14 protein-coding genes are annotated in these 15,952 nt (G+C 62.0%); 5 read left to right on the forward strand and 9 right to left on the reverse strand.

All coding sequences use genetic code 11. The features are described from left to right. The first annotated feature begins 85 nt into the window (after positions 1 to 85). On the forward strand, positions 86 to 967 hold the full coding sequence (mmsB, locus tag BS629_RS05295) for a 3-hydroxyisobutyrate dehydrogenase (protein WP_018246526.1): 882 nt from the start codon (positions 86 to 88) through the stop codon (positions 965 to 967). A gap of 16 nt (positions 968 to 983) precedes the next feature. On the opposite strand, the gene BS629_RS05300 is transcribed toward mmsB, so the two are convergent. From BS629_RS05300 to BS629_RS05335, 8 genes are all read right to left on the reverse strand, one after another. Then, a complete protein-coding gene (locus tag BS629_RS05300; RefSeq protein ID WP_018246527.1) occupies positions 984 to 1,742 on the reverse strand; it encodes a fumarylacetoacetate hydrolase family protein in 759 nt (252 codons plus the stop codon). A gap of 192 nt (positions 1,743 to 1,934) precedes the next feature. Further along, complete coding sequence (locus tag BS629_RS05305) at positions 1,935 to 3,314, reverse strand: FGGY-family carbohydrate kinase (protein WP_018246528.1); 1,380 nt, start codon at positions 3,312 to 3,314, stop codon at positions 1,935 to 1,937. Next, positions 3,311 to 3,631 (reverse strand): L-rhamnose mutarotase, encoded by a 321-nt coding sequence (rhaM, locus tag BS629_RS05310; RefSeq protein ID WP_018246529.1) that lies wholly within the window; start codon positions 3,629 to 3,631, stop codon positions 3,311 to 3,313. The genes BS629_RS05305 and rhaM overlap by 4 nt, the downstream gene beginning before the upstream one ends. After that, complete coding sequence (locus tag BS629_RS05315; protein ID WP_018246530.1) at positions 3,628 to 4,635, reverse strand: ABC transporter permease; 1,008 nt, start codon at positions 4,633 to 4,635, stop codon at positions 3,628 to 3,630. The genes rhaM and BS629_RS05315 overlap by 4 nt, the downstream gene beginning before the upstream one ends. Further along, entirely contained in the window at positions 4,632 to 5,633 is a 1,002-nt protein-coding gene (locus BS629_RS05320) for an ABC transporter permease (RefSeq protein WP_018246531.1), read from the reverse strand. The genes BS629_RS05315 and BS629_RS05320 overlap by 4 nt, the downstream gene beginning before the upstream one ends. 42 nt (positions 5,634 to 5,675) lie before the next feature. Continuing rightward, positions 5,676 to 7,211, reverse strand: coding sequence for a sugar ABC transporter ATP-binding protein (locus tag BS629_RS05325; RefSeq protein WP_018246532.1), 1,536 nt, complete (start codon positions 7,209 to 7,211; stop codon positions 5,676 to 5,678). A gap of 72 nt (positions 7,212 to 7,283) precedes the next feature. Beyond that, positions 7,284 to 8,279 (reverse strand): rhamnose ABC transporter substrate-binding protein, encoded by a 996-nt coding sequence (rhaS, locus tag BS629_RS05330; RefSeq protein ID WP_018448549.1) that lies wholly within the window; start codon positions 8,277 to 8,279, stop codon positions 7,284 to 7,286. 48 nt (positions 8,280 to 8,327) lie between these two features. Further along, positions 8,328 to 9,140, reverse strand: a complete 813-nt coding sequence (locus tag BS629_RS05335; protein ID WP_018246533.1) for a DeoR/GlpR family DNA-binding transcription regulator — start codon at positions 9,138 to 9,140, stop codon at positions 8,328 to 8,330. A 197-nt stretch (positions 9,141 to 9,337) separates the two neighbouring features. Here BS629_RS05335 and BS629_RS05340 point away from each other — a divergent pair, with 197 nt between their 5' ends. Both BS629_RS05340 and rhaI read left to right on the forward strand, forming a co-directional pair. After that, a complete protein-coding gene (locus tag BS629_RS05340) occupies positions 9,338 to 11,434 on the forward strand; it encodes a bifunctional rhamnulose-1-phosphate aldolase/short-chain dehydrogenase (protein WP_018246534.1) in 2,097 nt (698 codons plus the stop codon). A gap of 196 nt (positions 11,435 to 11,630) precedes the next feature. After that, the gene (rhaI, locus tag BS629_RS05345) at positions 11,631 to 12,923 is read left to right on the forward strand and encodes an L-rhamnose catabolism isomerase (protein ID WP_018246535.1); all 1,293 of its coding nucleotides are present in this window, start codon (positions 11,631 to 11,633) and stop codon (positions 12,921 to 12,923) included. Between the two features lie 93 nt (positions 12,924 to 13,016). Here rhaI and BS629_RS05350 read toward each other — a convergent pair whose 3' ends face one another. Then, complete coding sequence (locus BS629_RS05350; protein WP_018246536.1) at positions 13,017 to 13,475, reverse strand: carboxymuconolactone decarboxylase family protein; 459 nt, start codon at positions 13,473 to 13,475, stop codon at positions 13,017 to 13,019. A gap of 111 nt (positions 13,476 to 13,586) precedes the next feature. Between BS629_RS05350 and BS629_RS05355 the strand changes: the two genes are divergently transcribed. Both BS629_RS05355 and BS629_RS05360 read left to right on the forward strand, forming a co-directional pair. After that, positions 13,587 to 14,456, forward strand: coding sequence for a sigma-70 family RNA polymerase sigma factor (locus BS629_RS05355; protein ID WP_018246537.1), 870 nt, complete (start codon positions 13,587 to 13,589; stop codon positions 14,454 to 14,456). Positions 14,457 to 14,732: 276 nt separating this feature from the next. Then, positions 14,733 to 15,941, forward strand: a complete 1,209-nt coding sequence (locus BS629_RS05360; protein WP_032980994.1) for an amidohydrolase/deacetylase family metallohydrolase — start codon at positions 14,733 to 14,735, stop codon at positions 15,939 to 15,941. The last annotated feature ends 11 nt before the right edge of the window (positions 15,942 to 15,952 follow it).

The raw sequence follows: 15,952 nt of genomic DNA on the forward strand, positions 1-15,952 counted from the left end.
ATGCCGGTCAAAACTTAACCGAACCCAAGGAAAAGCCGCCAAATGCTGGTGTTCTGCCCCTTGCGTTCTTTCATTGGAGAAGACCATGGCAAGGATCGCATTCATCGGGCTTGGCAATATGGGCGGGCCGATGGCGGCCAATCTGGTCAAATCAGGTCATGAAGTCTTTGGCTTCGATCTTGCGGCTTCGGTGCTGAAGGCGGCCGAGGAGAGCGGCGTCAAACCGGCAAGTCATGCCAGCCAGGCGGTCAAGGACGCGGAGATCATCATTACCATGCTGCCGCAGGGCAGGCACGTGCTGACGGCCTGGACCGATATCCTGCAGTCGGCCGCGCAAGGCACGCTGGTCATCGATTGTTCGACCATCGATGTCGACAGCAGCCGCAAGGCGCATGAGATGGCCAAGGCCGCGAGCTGCCTGTCGCTCGACGCCCCCGTCTCCGGCGGCACGGGCGGGGCAACCGCGGGCACGCTGACCTTCATGGCCGGCGGCTCGGAAGAGGCCTTCGCCAAGGCAAAACCGATCCTCGAGGCGATGGGAAAGAAGATCGTCCATTGCGGCGAGGCCGGCGCCGGCCAGGCGGCGAAGATCTGCAACAACATGATCCTCGGCATTTCGATGATCGGCGTCTGCGAGGCCTTCGTACTCGCCGAGAAACTTGGGCTCTCGCATCAGGCGCTGTTCGACGTTGCCTCGACCTCGTCGGGCCAGTGCTGGTCGATCAATACCTATTGCCCGGTGCCCGGACCAGTGCCGACTTCGCCTGCGAATAATGACTACAGGCCGGGCTTTGCCGCAGCCCTGATGCTGAAGGATCTCAGGCTTTCGCAGGAGGCGGCGCTGGCGAGTGGCGCGTCCACGCCGCTCGGCGCGGAAGCAGCGCAGCTTTTCGCGCTCTTCGAGAAGCAGGGTAATGGCGGAAGGGACTTTTCCGCCATCATCGAGATGTTCCGCGAGAAGGCTTAAGCGCCACGGGGTCAAGTCAACCCTTCGATACCGAGAAGCTGAGCCTGCTATTGCCGAGTTCGATGTCGATCTCGCCGGGTTCGGTCAGTTCGATCGCGCCGCTCAACGTGCCTGTGGTGATGAGCGCACCCGTCTTCAGCGATGTCTCGGGGCGCAAGCCATCATTGGCGTAATCGACGAGCCAGGTGAGAACGTCGCCCTTCGGATGCTGTGCCGGACCATCATAGATCGTGCGGCCGGCATGAGTGACCTTGAGCGGCGTTCCCCCGACGGTGTCGACAACGCTTTTTTCGAGCTTCGGACCGAGCACATAGCCGCTATTGCCGAGGCGGTCGGCGACGAACAGTAGAAAGGAAACGCTGCCGCTTTCCCTAACCGCGCTCACCAGCAGCTCGGCGCCGAGATGGACAGCGGAGATCGCCTTGACCACGTCGGCGCGGCTGTAGGGAACGCCTGTGCGGACCGGCAGATCACTGCCGAGACGGACGGCGATCTCGGTTTCGAATTTCAGGCCCGGATACCAGGGAATGTCAGCGCCCGAGACGGCTTCGGCATAGGGATGCAGCGGAGCGGTGACCGCCTGGCCCTGCGGCGAGACCGTCACCTTCCAGGCGTTGCTTGAAATACTGTCTGCAGCGGTGAGCAACTTCTGCGCCTCCATCGCCTGATGGAGATCGGCTGGCAGCGGGAAAGTGTCCGTTGCCTCCTGCCTGCCGGCCTGGCGCAGGCTGTGAAGCGTGGCTGCAACCGTGCGCGGATCGAATGTCTCTGTCATGCTATCTCCTCGACCTGATTTTCGAGGTGCCACACTAGAGCATGATGCCGAAAAGTGTGAGCGGTTTTCGGACGACATCATGCTCTAACTATATAATGTAGAACAGGATTCAGATTTTAGGCCGACCCGGCCTAAAATCATCCTGTTCTAGCGAGAAGGCAGGGACGAACAAGGCCGCTTTTGGAAAGACTCCTATTCCATCGCCGCGTACCAGCGGGTGCGATAGGCGGCCAGCCCCGGGATATCAGTCGGCGGAACATGCGTCTCGGCACCCGACACCGGCCGGATGCCGGTGAGAAGAGCGGCCCCCTGGCTGGTGCCGGTTGTGCCAGGAAGGGCCATGACCTCGCGGCCGGTTAGGGCGGCCAGCAGCGTGAGATAGGTCCCATTCAGGGCAAATGGGCCTTCGACGATAACAGGGCCTTTGGCGCCGATCAGTCCGAGGCAGGCATCGGTCATCAAGGCGAGATAGAGGCAGGCAGCGGCAGAGCGCTCCTCGCGGCTTGCCTCTTCAGCACCGATCCAGCGGCTTACCTTTCCGGGAAAAGGCCCGGAACCCGGCGCGATATTCGGCAGGAGCATCATGCCTTTGTCGATGACCGGGCCGATTGCCGCCTCGACGGCTTTTTCGTCGATAGGGCCGATCTCGGCAGAAAGAATTTCGAATTCCCGCCCGCCCATGAAACGCGAGGAGGGGACGGCCCGGCCATAGGCATCGACATTGGCGAGCGCATCGCGTTTCGGGTCGAGATGATCGAGATCGCCGCCGACGCCAAAATTGATGACCCATGTGCCGGTGGAGACGACCGCAAAGGGCGCTTCGCGACGCACCAGATGCGGCAGCAGCGAGGCATTGGAATCGTGAATGCCGCAATAGACCGGCACGGGTGCGGTAAGGCCGAGCTCTGCGGCGATGTCGGGAAGAACCGGGCCAAGCGCATCGAAGGCGGATCGGATCGGCGCCATGAGGTCGCGAATGCCAAGCCTGTCGACGAGCGAGGAATAGCTGCCGGCCCTCGGGTTCCAGAGGTCGGTATGACAGCCGAGCGAGGTCAGCTCATTGGCGGCAACACCCGTCAGCCGCGCCGTCCAATATTGCGCATATGTGAGGATGGTCGCAACCTCGGCGAATTCCTCGGGAAAGGCGGTCTTCTGGTAGTGCAGCTGCGCGCCGACGTTGAGGCCCATCGCGAGGTGCGGCGAGAAGGTTTCGTCGAAGGAGGGGCGCAGCCGCGTATAGGCGTCGCGGATTTCCTGCGGATATTCATGTTCATAGTCGATGACAGGCATGGCAAGCGTGCCGTCCCGGGCAAGGAGTGCTGCGGAGGCGCCATGGGTGGTGATCGAAATGGCGTCGAAGCCGGGCTCGCGCGCAAGGCTCTTCAGCGCATCGCGCGCAAAGGACCAGAGGGCCTCTACGTCGTAATGCGGATAGAGACCGGTTTTGATCGCGATATTCGGCCGTTTCAGGACGGCGACCTCGGCGCCCGTCTCGCTGTCGAGCACGACCACCTTGGCATTGGTCTTGCCGATGTCGAGGACGGCGATGCGGCGATAAGAGGTGGCGTTCATGGCATATGGAAGACGGTGACCAGGTCGCTCTGGACCGGCGAATTATCGGGATTGGTCGCCATGATATCGGCCATGTGCGCCCACCATTTTTTCATGACCGGATGGTCCGGCAGGCTTGCCATCCTATGGTCGGCGGGCCGCGTCAACACGCCGAACAGCGTGTTGGTCTCGCGGTCGAGATGAATGGAATAGTCGCTGGCGCCTGACTTGTGCAGGAGATCGACCAGTTCCGGCCAGATCTCGTCATGCCGCTTGCGGTATTCGGCTTCCATGCCCGGATTGAGCTGCATTTTGAAGGCGTGTTTTTCTAAAGTCATCGGGAGCTCATGACCTTGATGCGGCGGGCGATGATCGGGATGGCGATGGTGATGATCAGAAGCAGGCCGATGAAGATCGACATGACGATGCCTGGCACGTTCAGCAGGCCGAGGCCGAAGGTGACGAGACCCATGACGAAGGCGGCGATGACGACGCCGACGATGGTGCCGGAGCCGCCGAGGATCGAGATGCCGCCGAGCACGACCATGGTGACGACCTCAAGTTCCCAGCCCTGGGCGATTGACGGCCGGGTCGAGCCGAGGCGTGAGGTCAAGCAGACGGCGGCAACGCCGCTCATGACGCCGGTCAACAGGAAGAGGATGAATTTGACGCGCTCGACCGGAATGCCGGAGAAGCGGGCGGCGAAGTCGTTGTTGCCGATCGCATAGACCTGCCGGCCGAAATTCGTCGCATGCAGGAGGATGGCGAAGAGGATCGCCAGCACGATGAAGAGCACGAATTCGAAGGAGAATACCCAGACGACATAGCCCTGGCCGAAATAGGCGAAATCAGCCGGGTATTTGCCATAGGCCTGATCACCGAGGACGATATAGGAAATGCCGCGGAAAAGGCTCATCGTGCCGATGGTGACGACGATCGACGGCAGTTTCAGCACCGAGACCAGAACGCCGTTGAAGATGCCGCAGGCAAGGCCGGTGCCGATGCCGATCGCGACCAGGCCCGGTGTGCCGATGCCGACCTGCGCTGCCGCGCCCATTGCCGTCGAGGCGAGCGCGATGATCGCAGCGACCGAGAGGTCGATCTCGCCTGATATGACGAGCAGCGCCATGGCAAAGGCGATCATTGCCTTTTCGGTGAAGTTAAAGGTGGCGTCCGAGAGATTCCAGGCATCGAGGAAATAGGGCGAGGCGAGCGAATTGAAGATGAAGATCAGCACGGCGACGGCAAAGAGCAGCACTTCCCAGCTCGCGAGGATGCGGCGGAAGGGTGTGCCGAGGCGGTCGGGAATGACCCGCTTTTCGTGTGTGGACACGGTGCTCATGCTGCGGCCTCCGTTCTGATCTCGGCCGCGGCGCGGTCGCGCAGGATGATGCGGCCGCGGTTGCGCTCGCGCCTGGCGTTGAAGGCGACGGCGAGAATGATGACGGTTCCGGAGATCGCCATCTGCGTGAAGGGTGAAATGCCGATCACCGGCAATGCATTCTTGATGACGCCGAGGAAGAGCGCGCCGAGCACGGTGCCGGCGACCGAGCCGACGCCGCCGGCAATCGAGATGCCGCCGATGACGCAGGCCGCGACGCTGTCGAGTTCGAAGCCGTTGGCGATATCGACATAGGCAACAGCATAACGCGACACCCAGAGATAGCTCGCAAGGCCGGCGAGCGCGCCCGACAGGGCGAAGGCCAGGAATTTCGTCCAGCCCGTATCGATGCCGGCATAGACGGCCGCGGTCGGATTGCCGCCGGTCGCATAGGCCGAGCGGCCGAACTGGGTGTATCGGAGCAGGACATACATCAGGAGCACGATTATGATGCCCACCCAGCCGAGAACGGGCAGGCCGAGGATCGGCGTGCGCGGCACCGACAGAAAGACCGGCGTCATCTGGTGGGCGTTGACCCACGCCCCGCCCGACAGCACGAAGGCCATGCCGCGATAGATGGTGAGCGTGCCGAGTGTCACGACGATCGGCGGAATTTCGAGCGCCCAGACGAGAAGGCCGTTGATGGCGCCGAGGCAGGCGCCGATGACGATCGCGGCAAGGATGAGCACGACGAGCGGCAGATTGGGATAGGCGGCATTCATCATCGCGATCGCCATGCCGGTGAAGGCGAGGTTGGCGGCAACCGACAGGTCGATCGATTTCGTCAGGATGACCGTCATCTGCGCGAGCGCCAGGATGATCAGGATGGAGGTATCGTTGAAAATGCCGGCGAGATTCTCCGGCGTTGCGAAATCGGCAGCGCGCGTCGAAAAGATCGCGATCATCACGACGATGATGAGGAACAGCAGGGTTTCGCGTTTTCTGATCAGTCTTACCATGCTCTTACCTTATGAATTGCTGGGCCTTATGCATTGCGGGCCTCATGTATTGCCGGTGGCGGCGCGCACCAGCGCTTCCGGCGACAGCTCGGCGCGGTCGAAAATTCCGGCGGCGAGACCTTCCTTCATCACCAGGACGCGATCCGACATCCCGATGATTTCGGGCAGTTCGGACGAGACCATGATGATCGACAGGCCCTCGGCGGCGAGTTCGCTGATGAAGCCGTGCACGGCCGCCTTCGAACCGATGTCGATGCCTTTTGTGGGTTCATCGAGGATGATGACCTTCGGCGCCGTCGCCAGCCATTTGCCGATGACGACCTTCTGCTGATTGCCGCCGGAGAGCGTGCCGACCGGGACGGAAAGGGCAGCGGCGCGTAAGTCCAGCCGCTCGGCATATTTGCGCGCGAGCGCGAATTCGTTGGCCGCCCTAAGGAAGCCTCGGCGCGAGGTGCGGGCGAGCGAGGGCAGCGTCATGTTCTGGAAGATCGGCATCGGCAGCGCCAGCCCGTGGCGGCCGCGTTCCTCCGGCACATAGACGATGCCGGCCCGGATCGCATCCTGCGGCGAATGGATGGTGATCTCGCGGCCCTCGAGCATCATGGTGCCCGAGAGCGGCCTGGTGATGCCGAAGAGCGATTGGGACAGTTCCGAACGCCCGGCGCCGATCAGGCCGTAAATGCCGAGAATCTCGCCCTGGCGCAGGGTGAAGGAGATGTCGCGGAATTCGGTGCGGTGGCTGTAATTGCGGATCTCGAGAACCGGGCCGCCGATGGCGACATCGACCTTCGGAAAGGCATTCTCGACGTCGCGGCCGACCATCATGCGGACGATCTCGTCCTGCGGCGTTTCCTTGAGCCGGCCCTGGCCGACGGCGCGGCCGTCGCGGAAGACGACGAAATCGTCGGCGATCTCGTACACCTCGTCGAACTTGTGGCTGATGAAGAGGATCGCCTTGCCCTTTTCCTTCAGGCCCCGGACGATGCGGAAGAGATCGTCGATCTCCTTGCGGGAAAGGGCTGCCGTCGGTTCGTCCATGATGACGATGCGGGCCTCGATCGACAGAGCGCGCGCAATCGCCACCAGATGGCGCTGCGCGATCGAGAGGTCCTTCAGCCGGATCGTCGGATCGATATTGCTTTCGAGCGCGGTCAACAGCGCCTTCGCGCGGCTGTTCATCGCCTGCCAGTCGATGGTGCGCAAACGCGTGCGCGGCGCATGGCCGAGGAAAATGTTTTCGGCAACCGTCAGCTCGTCGAACAGCACGGTTTCCTGATGGATGGCGGTGACGCCGGCATCGATTGCGGCTTGGGCGCTGGCAAAGGTCACCGGCTGGCCGTCGACGAGGATCTCGCCTTCATTCGGCCTGTAGATGCCGGTCAGGATCTTGACCAGCGTCGATTTGCCGGCGCCGTTTTCGCCGATCAGCGCGGTCACCGTGCCGGGATGCAGCGCGATGCTGACATTGTCGAGCGCCTTCACGCCCGGGAAGATCTGGGAGATGCCGCGCATTTCCAGAATGGCGGGCGCATCACCGGTTTTGCTGTCCGTGGCGGTTTGTTGAAAGGCAGCGTTCATCGAGCTTCTACCAGTGTCGAATGAGAATCCCGGCGGCCATCAGGCCGCCGGGCTTTTATGCGTCGGCTTGGATCAGAAGACCTTGGAGAACTGGTCGATGTTCGTAGCGTTGTAGACGAAGGGATCGGCCATGGCGGCTTCGCCGTTGTCGCCGACCTTGATCTTGCCCATGCGGCCGGCCTCGATCTCGCTGCCCGGCTTGCCGTCGGTCTCGCCCTTGACGAGGCGATAGGCGATCTGCGTTGCGGAGTAGCCGAGATCGATCGGGTTCCAGATGGCGAATTCCTTCGTCGCGCCCGACTTGATCGCGCCGGCCATTTCGGACGGCAGGCCAAGACCGGTGACGTAGACCTTGCCGACAAGGCCCTTGTCTTCGACGACCTTCGACGCGGCGAGAACGCCGACCGTCGTCGGAGCGACGATGACCTTGATGTTCGGGTTCGCCTTCAGCAGGCCCTCGGCTTCACGGTAGGACTTGTCCGAGAGGTCGTCGCCATAGACCGTGGTGACGAGGTTGAGGCCCGGGAAATCCTTGAGCTGCTTCTTCATCTGGTCGATCCAGATGTTCTGGTTGGTCGAGGTGGTCGTTGCCGACAGGATCGCGAAGTCACCCTTGCCGCCGTCGAGATGGTCCTTGACGAGGGTCAGGCACATTTTGCCGATCAACTCGTTGGACGACGGGTTGAGCTGAAGGATACGGCCTTCAGGCGCGACGCCGGAATCCCAGGAGATGACCTTGATGCCGCGCTGTGTAGCCTTCTTCAGCGCCGGAACGAGCGCGTCGGGATCGTTGGCCGAAACGGCGATGGCGCTGACGCCCTGGGCGATCAGCGAGTTGATGACTTCGATCTGGCCTTCGGCCGTCGTCGTCGTCGGACCCGTATAGATGACCTCGACGCCGCCGAGTTCCTTGGCCGCTTCCTGCGCGCCCTTGTTGGCAGCATCGAAGAAGCCGTTGCCGAGCGACTTGACGACGAGACCGATCTTGATGTCGGCGGCACTTGCCGTGCCGGCCATCATGGCGACGGCAAATGCCACGCCGATTGCGAGTTTCTTTGCGAGTTTCATGCTTTCATCCTCCCACTTGATTGACACTCTTCACACCTGGCCGGCGCCTTATGCGACCGACGAGGAATCCTCCTTGATTGCCTGGGCGACCGGGCTCGCGACAATGAGCCTGATGCCGGCATTCTCGATCATCCTGACGGCTTCCTCTGGAATGCCGTCATCGGTGATGATCGTAGACACACGCTCGAGCGGGCACAGAATGAGGCTCGAGCGGCGATGGAACTTGCTGGAATCGGCCATGACGACCAGTTCGTCGGCCTGATGCATCAGCTTCTGCTCGCTCTGGATGATCAGCGCGTCGGCTTCCATGATGCCGAGCGGGCCGACGCCCTGCGCACCGATGAAGAAACGGCGGGCGTAGAAATTGCGGATCGCGTCGTTGTCGAAGGGGGAGAGGATCAGGCTCTGCTCGCGATAGATCGCGCCGCCCGGCACCGTCACCGTGTTCTTCGAATGCTTGACCAGATGTTCGGCAATCGCGAAGGAATTGGTCATCACCTGCAGGCGGTGGGCCGCCATGAAATGCACCATCTGGAAGGTGGTCGTGCCACCGTTGATGATGATCGCGTCGCCGGGATCGCAAAGCTCGACTGCCTGGCGGGCGATTGCGCGTTTCTTGTCGATATTGACCGATTCCGACACCCGGAAGGGACGCCCGGCGAGATTGCCGAGCTGCGGCGGATGCACCGCCTCGGCGCCGCCGCGCACGCGCCGGATCTTGCCCTGAACATGAAGAGCCGCGATGTCGCGCCGGATCGTCGCCTCGGAAGCCTCGGTCAGTTCGGAAATATCCTGAACCGTCACGACGGACTTTTCCTGAACGGCGCTCAGAATGATGCGATGGCGTTCGCGTTCGTGCATGGGGCTCCTCCTTTAATCGTTTATTTCGCACATATGACAATGTGTCAATCAAAAACGATCATAAATTTTCATATTGCGCTGCACAATAATCGAATTTGATCGTTTTCGATTGACAAGCTGCGTTTTGATGAGCGATACCGTCAGCGAAAAGGGCGCGAACTTTGCGTCCCGATGAAGATTTCATATGGGAGGATGACATGGCGGCGAACGTCCGGCTTCTGGAAAACCGGTGGGATGATGCTTACGCGGCAGGCCTCGATGAGCCTGGCAAGCTGCTCTATCGCTCCAACCTGCTCGGCGCCGACAAGCGCATCACCAATTATGGCGGCGGCAACACCTCGGCGAAGGTGCTGGAAACCGATCCGCTGACCGGCGGCAAGGTCAAGGTACTCTGGGTCAAGGGATCGGGCGGCGATGTCGGCACGATCAAGCTCGACGGTTTCGCGACGCTCTACCAGGACAAGCTGGAATCGCTGAAGAGCATCTACAAGGGCGTCGAGGACGAGGACCGCATGGTCGGCTTCCTGCCGCACTGCACCTTCAACCTGAACGCCCGCGCCGCCTCGATCGATACGCCGCTGCACGGTTTCGTGCCTTTCACCCATGTCGACCACATGCATCCTGATGCGATCATCGCGATCGCCGCGTCGAAGAATTCGAAGGAATTGACGCAGCAGATCTTCGGCGACGAGATAGGCTGGCTGCCCTGGCGTCGTCCGGGCTTCCAGCTCGGCCTCGACCTCGGTGCTTTCGTCGCCGCAAACCCGAATGCCAAGGGTGTCGTGCTCGAAAGCCACGGCCTCTTTACCTGGGCTGATGACGCCAAGGCCTGCTACGAGCTGACGCTCGATATCATCAACAAGGCGATCGTCTGGTTTGCCGAAAAGACCGAGGGAAAGACGATTTTCGGCGGTGCGCTCACTGAGAGCCTGGCCGCCGCCGAACGCCGCGCCATCGCCGCCCGGCTGATGCCGGAGATCCGGGGCCGCATCGGCAAGCAGGAGCGCAAGCTCGGACATTTCGACGATCAGGGCGCGGTGCTCGAATTCGTCAATTCCCGGGATTTGCGCCCGCTCGGCGCGCTCGGCACCAGCTGCCCGGATCATTTCCTGCGCACCAAGATCCGCCCGCTGATCGTCGATTTCGACCCGGCCAAGCCGGATGTCGACGCGATCGTTGCCGGTCTCGACAAGGCGCTGGAGGATTACCGCGCCGATTACGCCCGCTATTACAACGACTGCAAGCATGACAATTCGCCTGCCATCCGCGATGCCAATCCCGTCATCTTCCTCGTTCCTGGCGTCGGCATGCTGTCCTTTGCCCGCGACAAGGCGACGGCTCGTATTGCCAGCGAATTCTACGTCAACGCAATCAACGTCATGCGCGGCGCCTCGACGGTCTCGGAATATCAGGGCCTGCCCGAGCAGGAAGCCTTCGACATCGAATACTGGCTGCTCGAAGAGGCCAAGCTGCAGCGCATGCCGAAGCCGAAGAGCCTTGCCGGCCGCGTCGCCTTCGTCACCGGCGGCGCCGGCGGCATCGGCCGGGCGACGGCCGCGCGCCTCGTCGGTGAAGGCGCCTGCGTGGTGCTTGCCGATATTGACCAGGCAGCACTCGAGGGCACCGAAGCCGATTTCGTCAAGAGATATGGCGCTGACGCCGTACGCAGCGTCCGGCTTGACGTCACCAAGGAAGATGCCGTGATCGCCTCCTTCGCGGAAGCCTGCGTTGAATTCGGCGGCATCGATATCCTCGTCTCGAACGCCGGCATTGCCTCGTCCGCGCCGATCGAAGCCACCGAGCTGTCGACGTGGAACCGCAATATCGATATTCTGGCGACCGGCTATTTCCTCGTCTCGCGCGAAGCCTTCCGCCTGTTCCGCCGCCAGGCGCTCGGTGGCAACGTCGTCTTCGTCGCTTCGAAGAACGGTCTTGCCGCTTCGCCGAATGCGGCTGCCTATTGCACCGCCAAGGCTGCCGAAATCCATCTCGCCCGCTGCCTGGCGCTCGAAGGCGCGGATGCCGGCATCCGCGTCAACACCGTCAATCCGGATGCCGTCCTGCGCGGCTCGAAGATCTGGAGCGGAGAATGGCGCGAGCAGCGCGCCGCCTCGTCCAAGATCGAGGTGGACGATCTCGAGGAACATTACCGCAAGCGGTCGATGCTGAAACTCAACGTGTTTCCGGAAGATATCGCCGAGGCGATCTATTTCCTCGCATCGGACCTTTCTGCAAAATCGACCGGCAACATCATCAATGTCGATGCCGGCAATGTGCAGAGTTTTACGCGGTAAGAGGGACGCTCTTCTCCCCGGCGGGGGGAAGATGCCGGCAGGCAGATGAAGGGGGGCGCAGAGCGAAGCGATGCGTGTTCCGGGCAGGGCAGCGAAGGACCATTAATGTCCTACCCGGCCGCCCCCTCATCCGACCCTTCGGGCCACCTTCTCCCCGCTGGGGAGAAGGGGAGAAAGAAACAATCGGGAGGAAGAAATGGCCGAATTCAGGATCGCGCAGGATCTGGTTGCGACGGATAATGACAAGCGGGCAACAGCGCTGAAAGCCGATTACGAGGCACTGGGCGCGACGCTTGTCCGCCGTGGCGTCGATATCGCAGCAGTCACCCGGAAGGTTGCGGAATTCTTCGTCGCCGTTCCCTCTTGGGGCGTCGGCACCGGTGGCACGCGTTTTGCCCGTTTCCCCGGCACCGGCGAGCCGCGCGGCATCTTCGACAAGCTCGACGATTGCGCCGTCATCAACCAACTGACGCAGGCGACGCCGAATGTCTCGCTGCATATTCCCTGGGACAAGGCAGACGCCAGGGAGTTGAAGGCCAAGGGTGATGCGCTCGGCCTCGGCTTCGATGCGATGAATTCCAACACCTTTTCCGATGCGCCCGGCCAGGCCCATTCCTATAAATACGGCTCGCTCAGCCACACCGATGCGGCAACACGGGCGCAAGCGGTCGAGCACAATCTCGAATGCATCGAAATCGGCAAGGCGCTCGGCTCCAAGGCATTGACGGTGTGGATCGGCGACGGTTCGAACTTCCCCGGCCAGAGCCATTTCACCAAGGCTTTCGAGCGTTATCTCGCCTCGATGGCGGATATCTACAAGGCGCTGCCTGATGATTGGAAGCTGTTCTCCGAGCACAAGATGTACGAGCCGGCCTTCTATTCCACCATCGTGCAGGATTGGGGCACCAACTATCTGATCGCCCAGACGCTCGGCCCCAAGGCCTATTGCCTCGTCGATCTCGGTCACCATGCGCCGAACACCAATATCGAGATGATCGTCGCCCGCCTGATCCAGTTCGGCAAGCTCGGCGGTTTCCACTTCAATGATTCGAAATATGGCGACGACGATCTCGACGCCGGCGCGATCGATCCCTACCGGCTGTTCCTCGTCTTCAACGAACTGGTCGATGCCGAGCAGCGCGGCGTCAATGACTTCAACCCGGCCCATATGATCGACCAGTCGCACAATGTCACCGACCCGATCGAAAGCCTGATCAACAGCGCCAACGAAATCCGCCGTGCTTATGCACAGGCGCTGCTCGTCGACCGCAAGGCGCTCTCCGGTTACCAGGACGACAACGACGCGCTGATGGCATCGGAAACGTTGAAGCGCGCCTATCGCGCCGATGTCGAGCCGATCCTCGCCGAAGCCCGACGCAGGGCCGGCGGCGCGATCGACCCGATCGCCGTCTATCGCGCCAGCGGCTATCGCAGACAAGTGGCGGCCGAGCGCCCGGCATCCGCTGCCGGCGGCGGCGGCATCATCTGAACGACCGATTGTTTCGCATGGCCTGAAGCCATGCTGATTAGGGATGATGGTTGCCGGCAGCGCAGGGGTGACGCGCTGCCGGCGTCCCGCCGTTTACGGCTTCCAGGCCCCGGCGATCTGGCGGGTGGCGATGTTCAGCCGGTTCCAGACATTGATGTTGGCGATGGCGATGACGAGTGCCGCAAGGCTCCTGCCGTCATAATGCCGGGTCGCTTCGTCCCAGACATCGTCCGGCACAGGGTCGGCGCGGTCGCTGACACGGGTGACTGCCTCGGTCAGCGCAAGGGCTGCCCGCTCGGCGTCGCTGAAATAGGGCGAGTCGCGCCAGGCGCCGATGGCGAAGAGCCTTTCGTCGGTTTCGCCGAGCTTCTTTGCAATGCGGGGATGCCCGTCGACACAGACGCTGCAGCCGTTGATCTGGCTGGCGCGCAGGTTGACGAGTTCGAGCAGCTTCGGCGAAAGGCCGGTTTCGACCGGCACCTTGCTGAGCGCATTGAGCGCCTGCATGGCCGCGGGAAGGACGAGGGCGGGGTTTCCCATTCTCTCCTGCATGGTATGTCTCCTTGATGCGTTTACTGTTGTTCGACGATCCGCCGGCGCTGTCACATCGGCCGGGTTTCATTCGTCATGGCTTTGACGGAACGCAGCGGAGGAATGTGACAAATGGACGAGAAAAAATGGCTGGCCGATGAGTTCGAGGCGAACAGAGCGCATCTGAGGGCCGCAGCCTATCGCATGCTCGGCTCACGCAGCGAGGCTGATGATGCCGTTCAGGAGGCCTGGCTGCGGCTCAGCCGCACGGATACGACAGGGGTCGGCAATCTCGGCGGCTGGCTGACGACGGTGGTGGCGCGCATCTGCCTCGACATGCTGCGCGCCCGCAAGACCCGGCGCGAGGAACCGCTGGAGGTGCCCGTCCATGGCGGGATCGCCGATCCGACGGACGATCCCGAGCGCGAAGCCGCCTTTGCCGATTCGGTCGGTCTGGCACTGCTCGTCGTGCTGCAGACGCTGGCGCCCGCCGAACGCGTCGCCTTCGTGCTGCACGACATGTTCGACCTGCCCTTCGACGAGATCGCGCCGATCATCGGTCGCTCGTCCGCGGCCGCCCGCCAGCTCGCGAGCCGCGCACGCCGCCGGGTGCGGGGTTTGGACGAGGCACCTGATGTGGATCTCGGCCGCAAGCGGACGATCGCCGAGGCCTTTCTGACGGCGTCGCGCAACGGCGATCTGGAGGCGTTAATCGCGGTGCTTGCCCCTGACGTCGTCTTCCGGCCGGATGCCACGGCGGCCCGCTTCGGCACCATTGGCCAAATGCGCGGCGCAGCTCAGGTGGCTGAAGCCTTCAAGGGTCGGGCGCAGGCGGCAGAAATCGCCATTGTCGACGGCGAACTCGGATTCGTCGTGGAGATCCAGGGCCAGCTCCGCGTGGTGGTGGCGCTGACGATCGCCGATGGCAGGATCGCCGCGATCGACGCCATCGCCGATCCGGATCACCTGGAACGGCTTGACTATTCCATCCTTCGAGATTGAAAACAAACGCGAATTTATCGGATCTTCGAAACGGGCGTGCTTCGGAAGGAGCGCACCGCTTACGTTTCCTCAGTGGTGACGGCCACGTCATTTTTCTTGACAGCGGCGTCCTCAGCTTTATTCTATTATAAAGACTTATATAGCATTATTATGGAATTATGGCAATGCGGTGCCCTGAGGCGCCATCTCTAGCTTCCTCATTACTCTTCCAGAGCAACCCGCAGACGGATGACCGAGGAGCGATCCCGGTCCGAGACTTCGAAAGGAATGCATGTCATGCCCGGCGACCAGGCGAAGAAGCCGCTTCTCCTCACCAATGTCAAACCGATCGCTTTCGGTGCGGGCACATCCGAGGGGGCAATCGACATTCTCGTCAATGCCGGCGGCAGGATCGCCGAGATCGGTTCGTCCCTTTCAGTCTCGCAGGATGTGACGCGCATCGACGGCAAGGGCGCCTTCATTTCGCCCGGCTGGGTCGACCTGCACGTGCATATCTGGCATGGCGGCACTGATATTTCCATCCGTCCGTCCGAATGCGGCGTCGAGCGCGGCGTCACCACGCTGGTCGATGCCGGTTCGGCCGGTGAGGCAAATTTTCATGGCTTCCGCGAATATATCATCGAGCCCTCGCGCGAGCGCATCAAGGCCTTCCTCAATCTCGGCTCGATCGGTCTTGTGGCCTGCAACCGCGTTGCGGAATTGCGGGATATCCGCGATATCGATCTCGACCGCATCCTCGAAGTTTATGCCGAAAACAGCGAGCACATCGTCGGCATCAAGGTGCGCGCCAGCCATGTCATCACCGGATCCTGGGGCGTCACGCCGGTCAAGCTTGGCAAGAAGATCGCCAAGATTTTGAAAGTGCCGATGATGGTGCATGTCGGCGAGCCGCCGGCGCTTTATGACGAAGTGCTCGAGATCCTCGGCCCCGGCGACGTCGTCACCCACTGCTTCAACGGCAAGGCCGGGTCGAGCATCATGGAAGACGAGGACCTCTTCAATCTCGCCGAGCGCTGCGCCTCCGAGGGCATCCGTCTCGACATCGGCCATGGCGGCGCCTCCTTCTCCTTCAAGGTCGCCGAGGCGGCGATTGCGCGCGGGCTTCTGCCGTTCTCGATCTCGACCGACCTGCACGGCCATTCGATGAACTTCCCGGTCTGGGACCTGGCGACGACGATGTCGAAGCTGCTCAGCGTCGGCATGCCTTTCGACAAGGTGGTGGAAGCCGTCACCCATGCGCCGGCATCCGTCATCAAGCTGTCGATGGAGAACCGGCTTTCGGTCGGCTCGCAAGCGGAATTCACCGTTTTCGATCTGGTCGATTCCGATCTCGAGGCGACGGATTCCAACGGCGACGTCTCGGTCCTCACCAAGCTGTTCGAGCCGCGCTATGCCGTGATGGGCGCCGATGCCTTTGCCGCCAGCCGCTATGTGCCGCGGGCGCGCAAGCTGGTGCGCCACAGCCACGGCTATTCCTACAGGTAGGATCCGCTGAA

The organism is Rhizobium leguminosarum bv. viciae USDA 2370 (genome assembly GCF_002008365.1).
Classification (GTDB): Bacteria; Pseudomonadota; Alphaproteobacteria; order Rhizobiales; family Rhizobiaceae; genus Rhizobium; species Rhizobium leguminosarum.

Coding starts and splice junctions, on each gene's coding strand:
- mmsB (WP_018246526.1), top strand. CDS start 86: ATGGCAAGGATCGCATTCATCGGGCTTGGCAATATGGGCGGGCCGATG.
- BS629_RS05300 (WP_018246527.1), bottom strand. CDS start 1,742: ATGACAGAGACATTCGATCCGCGCACGGTTGCAGCCACGCTTCACAGC.
- BS629_RS05305 (WP_018246528.1), bottom strand. CDS start 3,314: ATGAACGCCACCTCTTATCGCCGCATCGCCGTCCTCGACATCGGCAAG.
- rhaM (WP_018246529.1), bottom strand. CDS start 3,631: ATGACTTTAGAAAAACACGCCTTCAAAATGCAGCTCAATCCGGGCATG.
- BS629_RS05315 (WP_018246530.1), bottom strand. CDS start 4,635: ATGAGCACCGTGTCCACACACGAAAAGCGGGTCATTCCCGACCGCCTC.
- BS629_RS05320 (WP_018246531.1), bottom strand. CDS start 5,633: ATGGTAAGACTGATCAGAAAACGCGAAACCCTGCTGTTCCTCATCATC.
- BS629_RS05325 (WP_018246532.1), bottom strand. CDS start 7,211: ATGAACGCTGCCTTTCAACAAACCGCCACGGACAGCAAAACCGGTGAT.
- rhaS (WP_018448549.1), bottom strand. CDS start 8,279: ATGAAACTCGCAAAGAAACTCGCAATCGGCGTGGCATTTGCCGTCGCC.
- BS629_RS05335 (WP_018246533.1), bottom strand. CDS start 9,140: ATGCACGAACGCGAACGCCATCGCATCATTCTGAGCGCCGTTCAGGAA.
- BS629_RS05340 (WP_018246534.1), top strand. CDS start 9,338: ATGGCGGCGAACGTCCGGCTTCTGGAAAACCGGTGGGATGATGCTTAC.
- rhaI (WP_018246535.1), top strand. CDS start 11,631: ATGGCCGAATTCAGGATCGCGCAGGATCTGGTTGCGACGGATAATGAC.
- BS629_RS05350 (WP_018246536.1), bottom strand. CDS start 13,475: ATGCAGGAGAGAATGGGAAACCCCGCCCTCGTCCTTCCCGCGGCCATG.
- BS629_RS05355 (WP_018246537.1), top strand. CDS start 13,587: ATGGACGAGAAAAAATGGCTGGCCGATGAGTTCGAGGCGAACAGAGCG.
- BS629_RS05360 (WP_032980994.1), top strand. CDS start 14,733: ATGCCCGGCGACCAGGCGAAGAAGCCGCTTCTCCTCACCAATGTCAAA.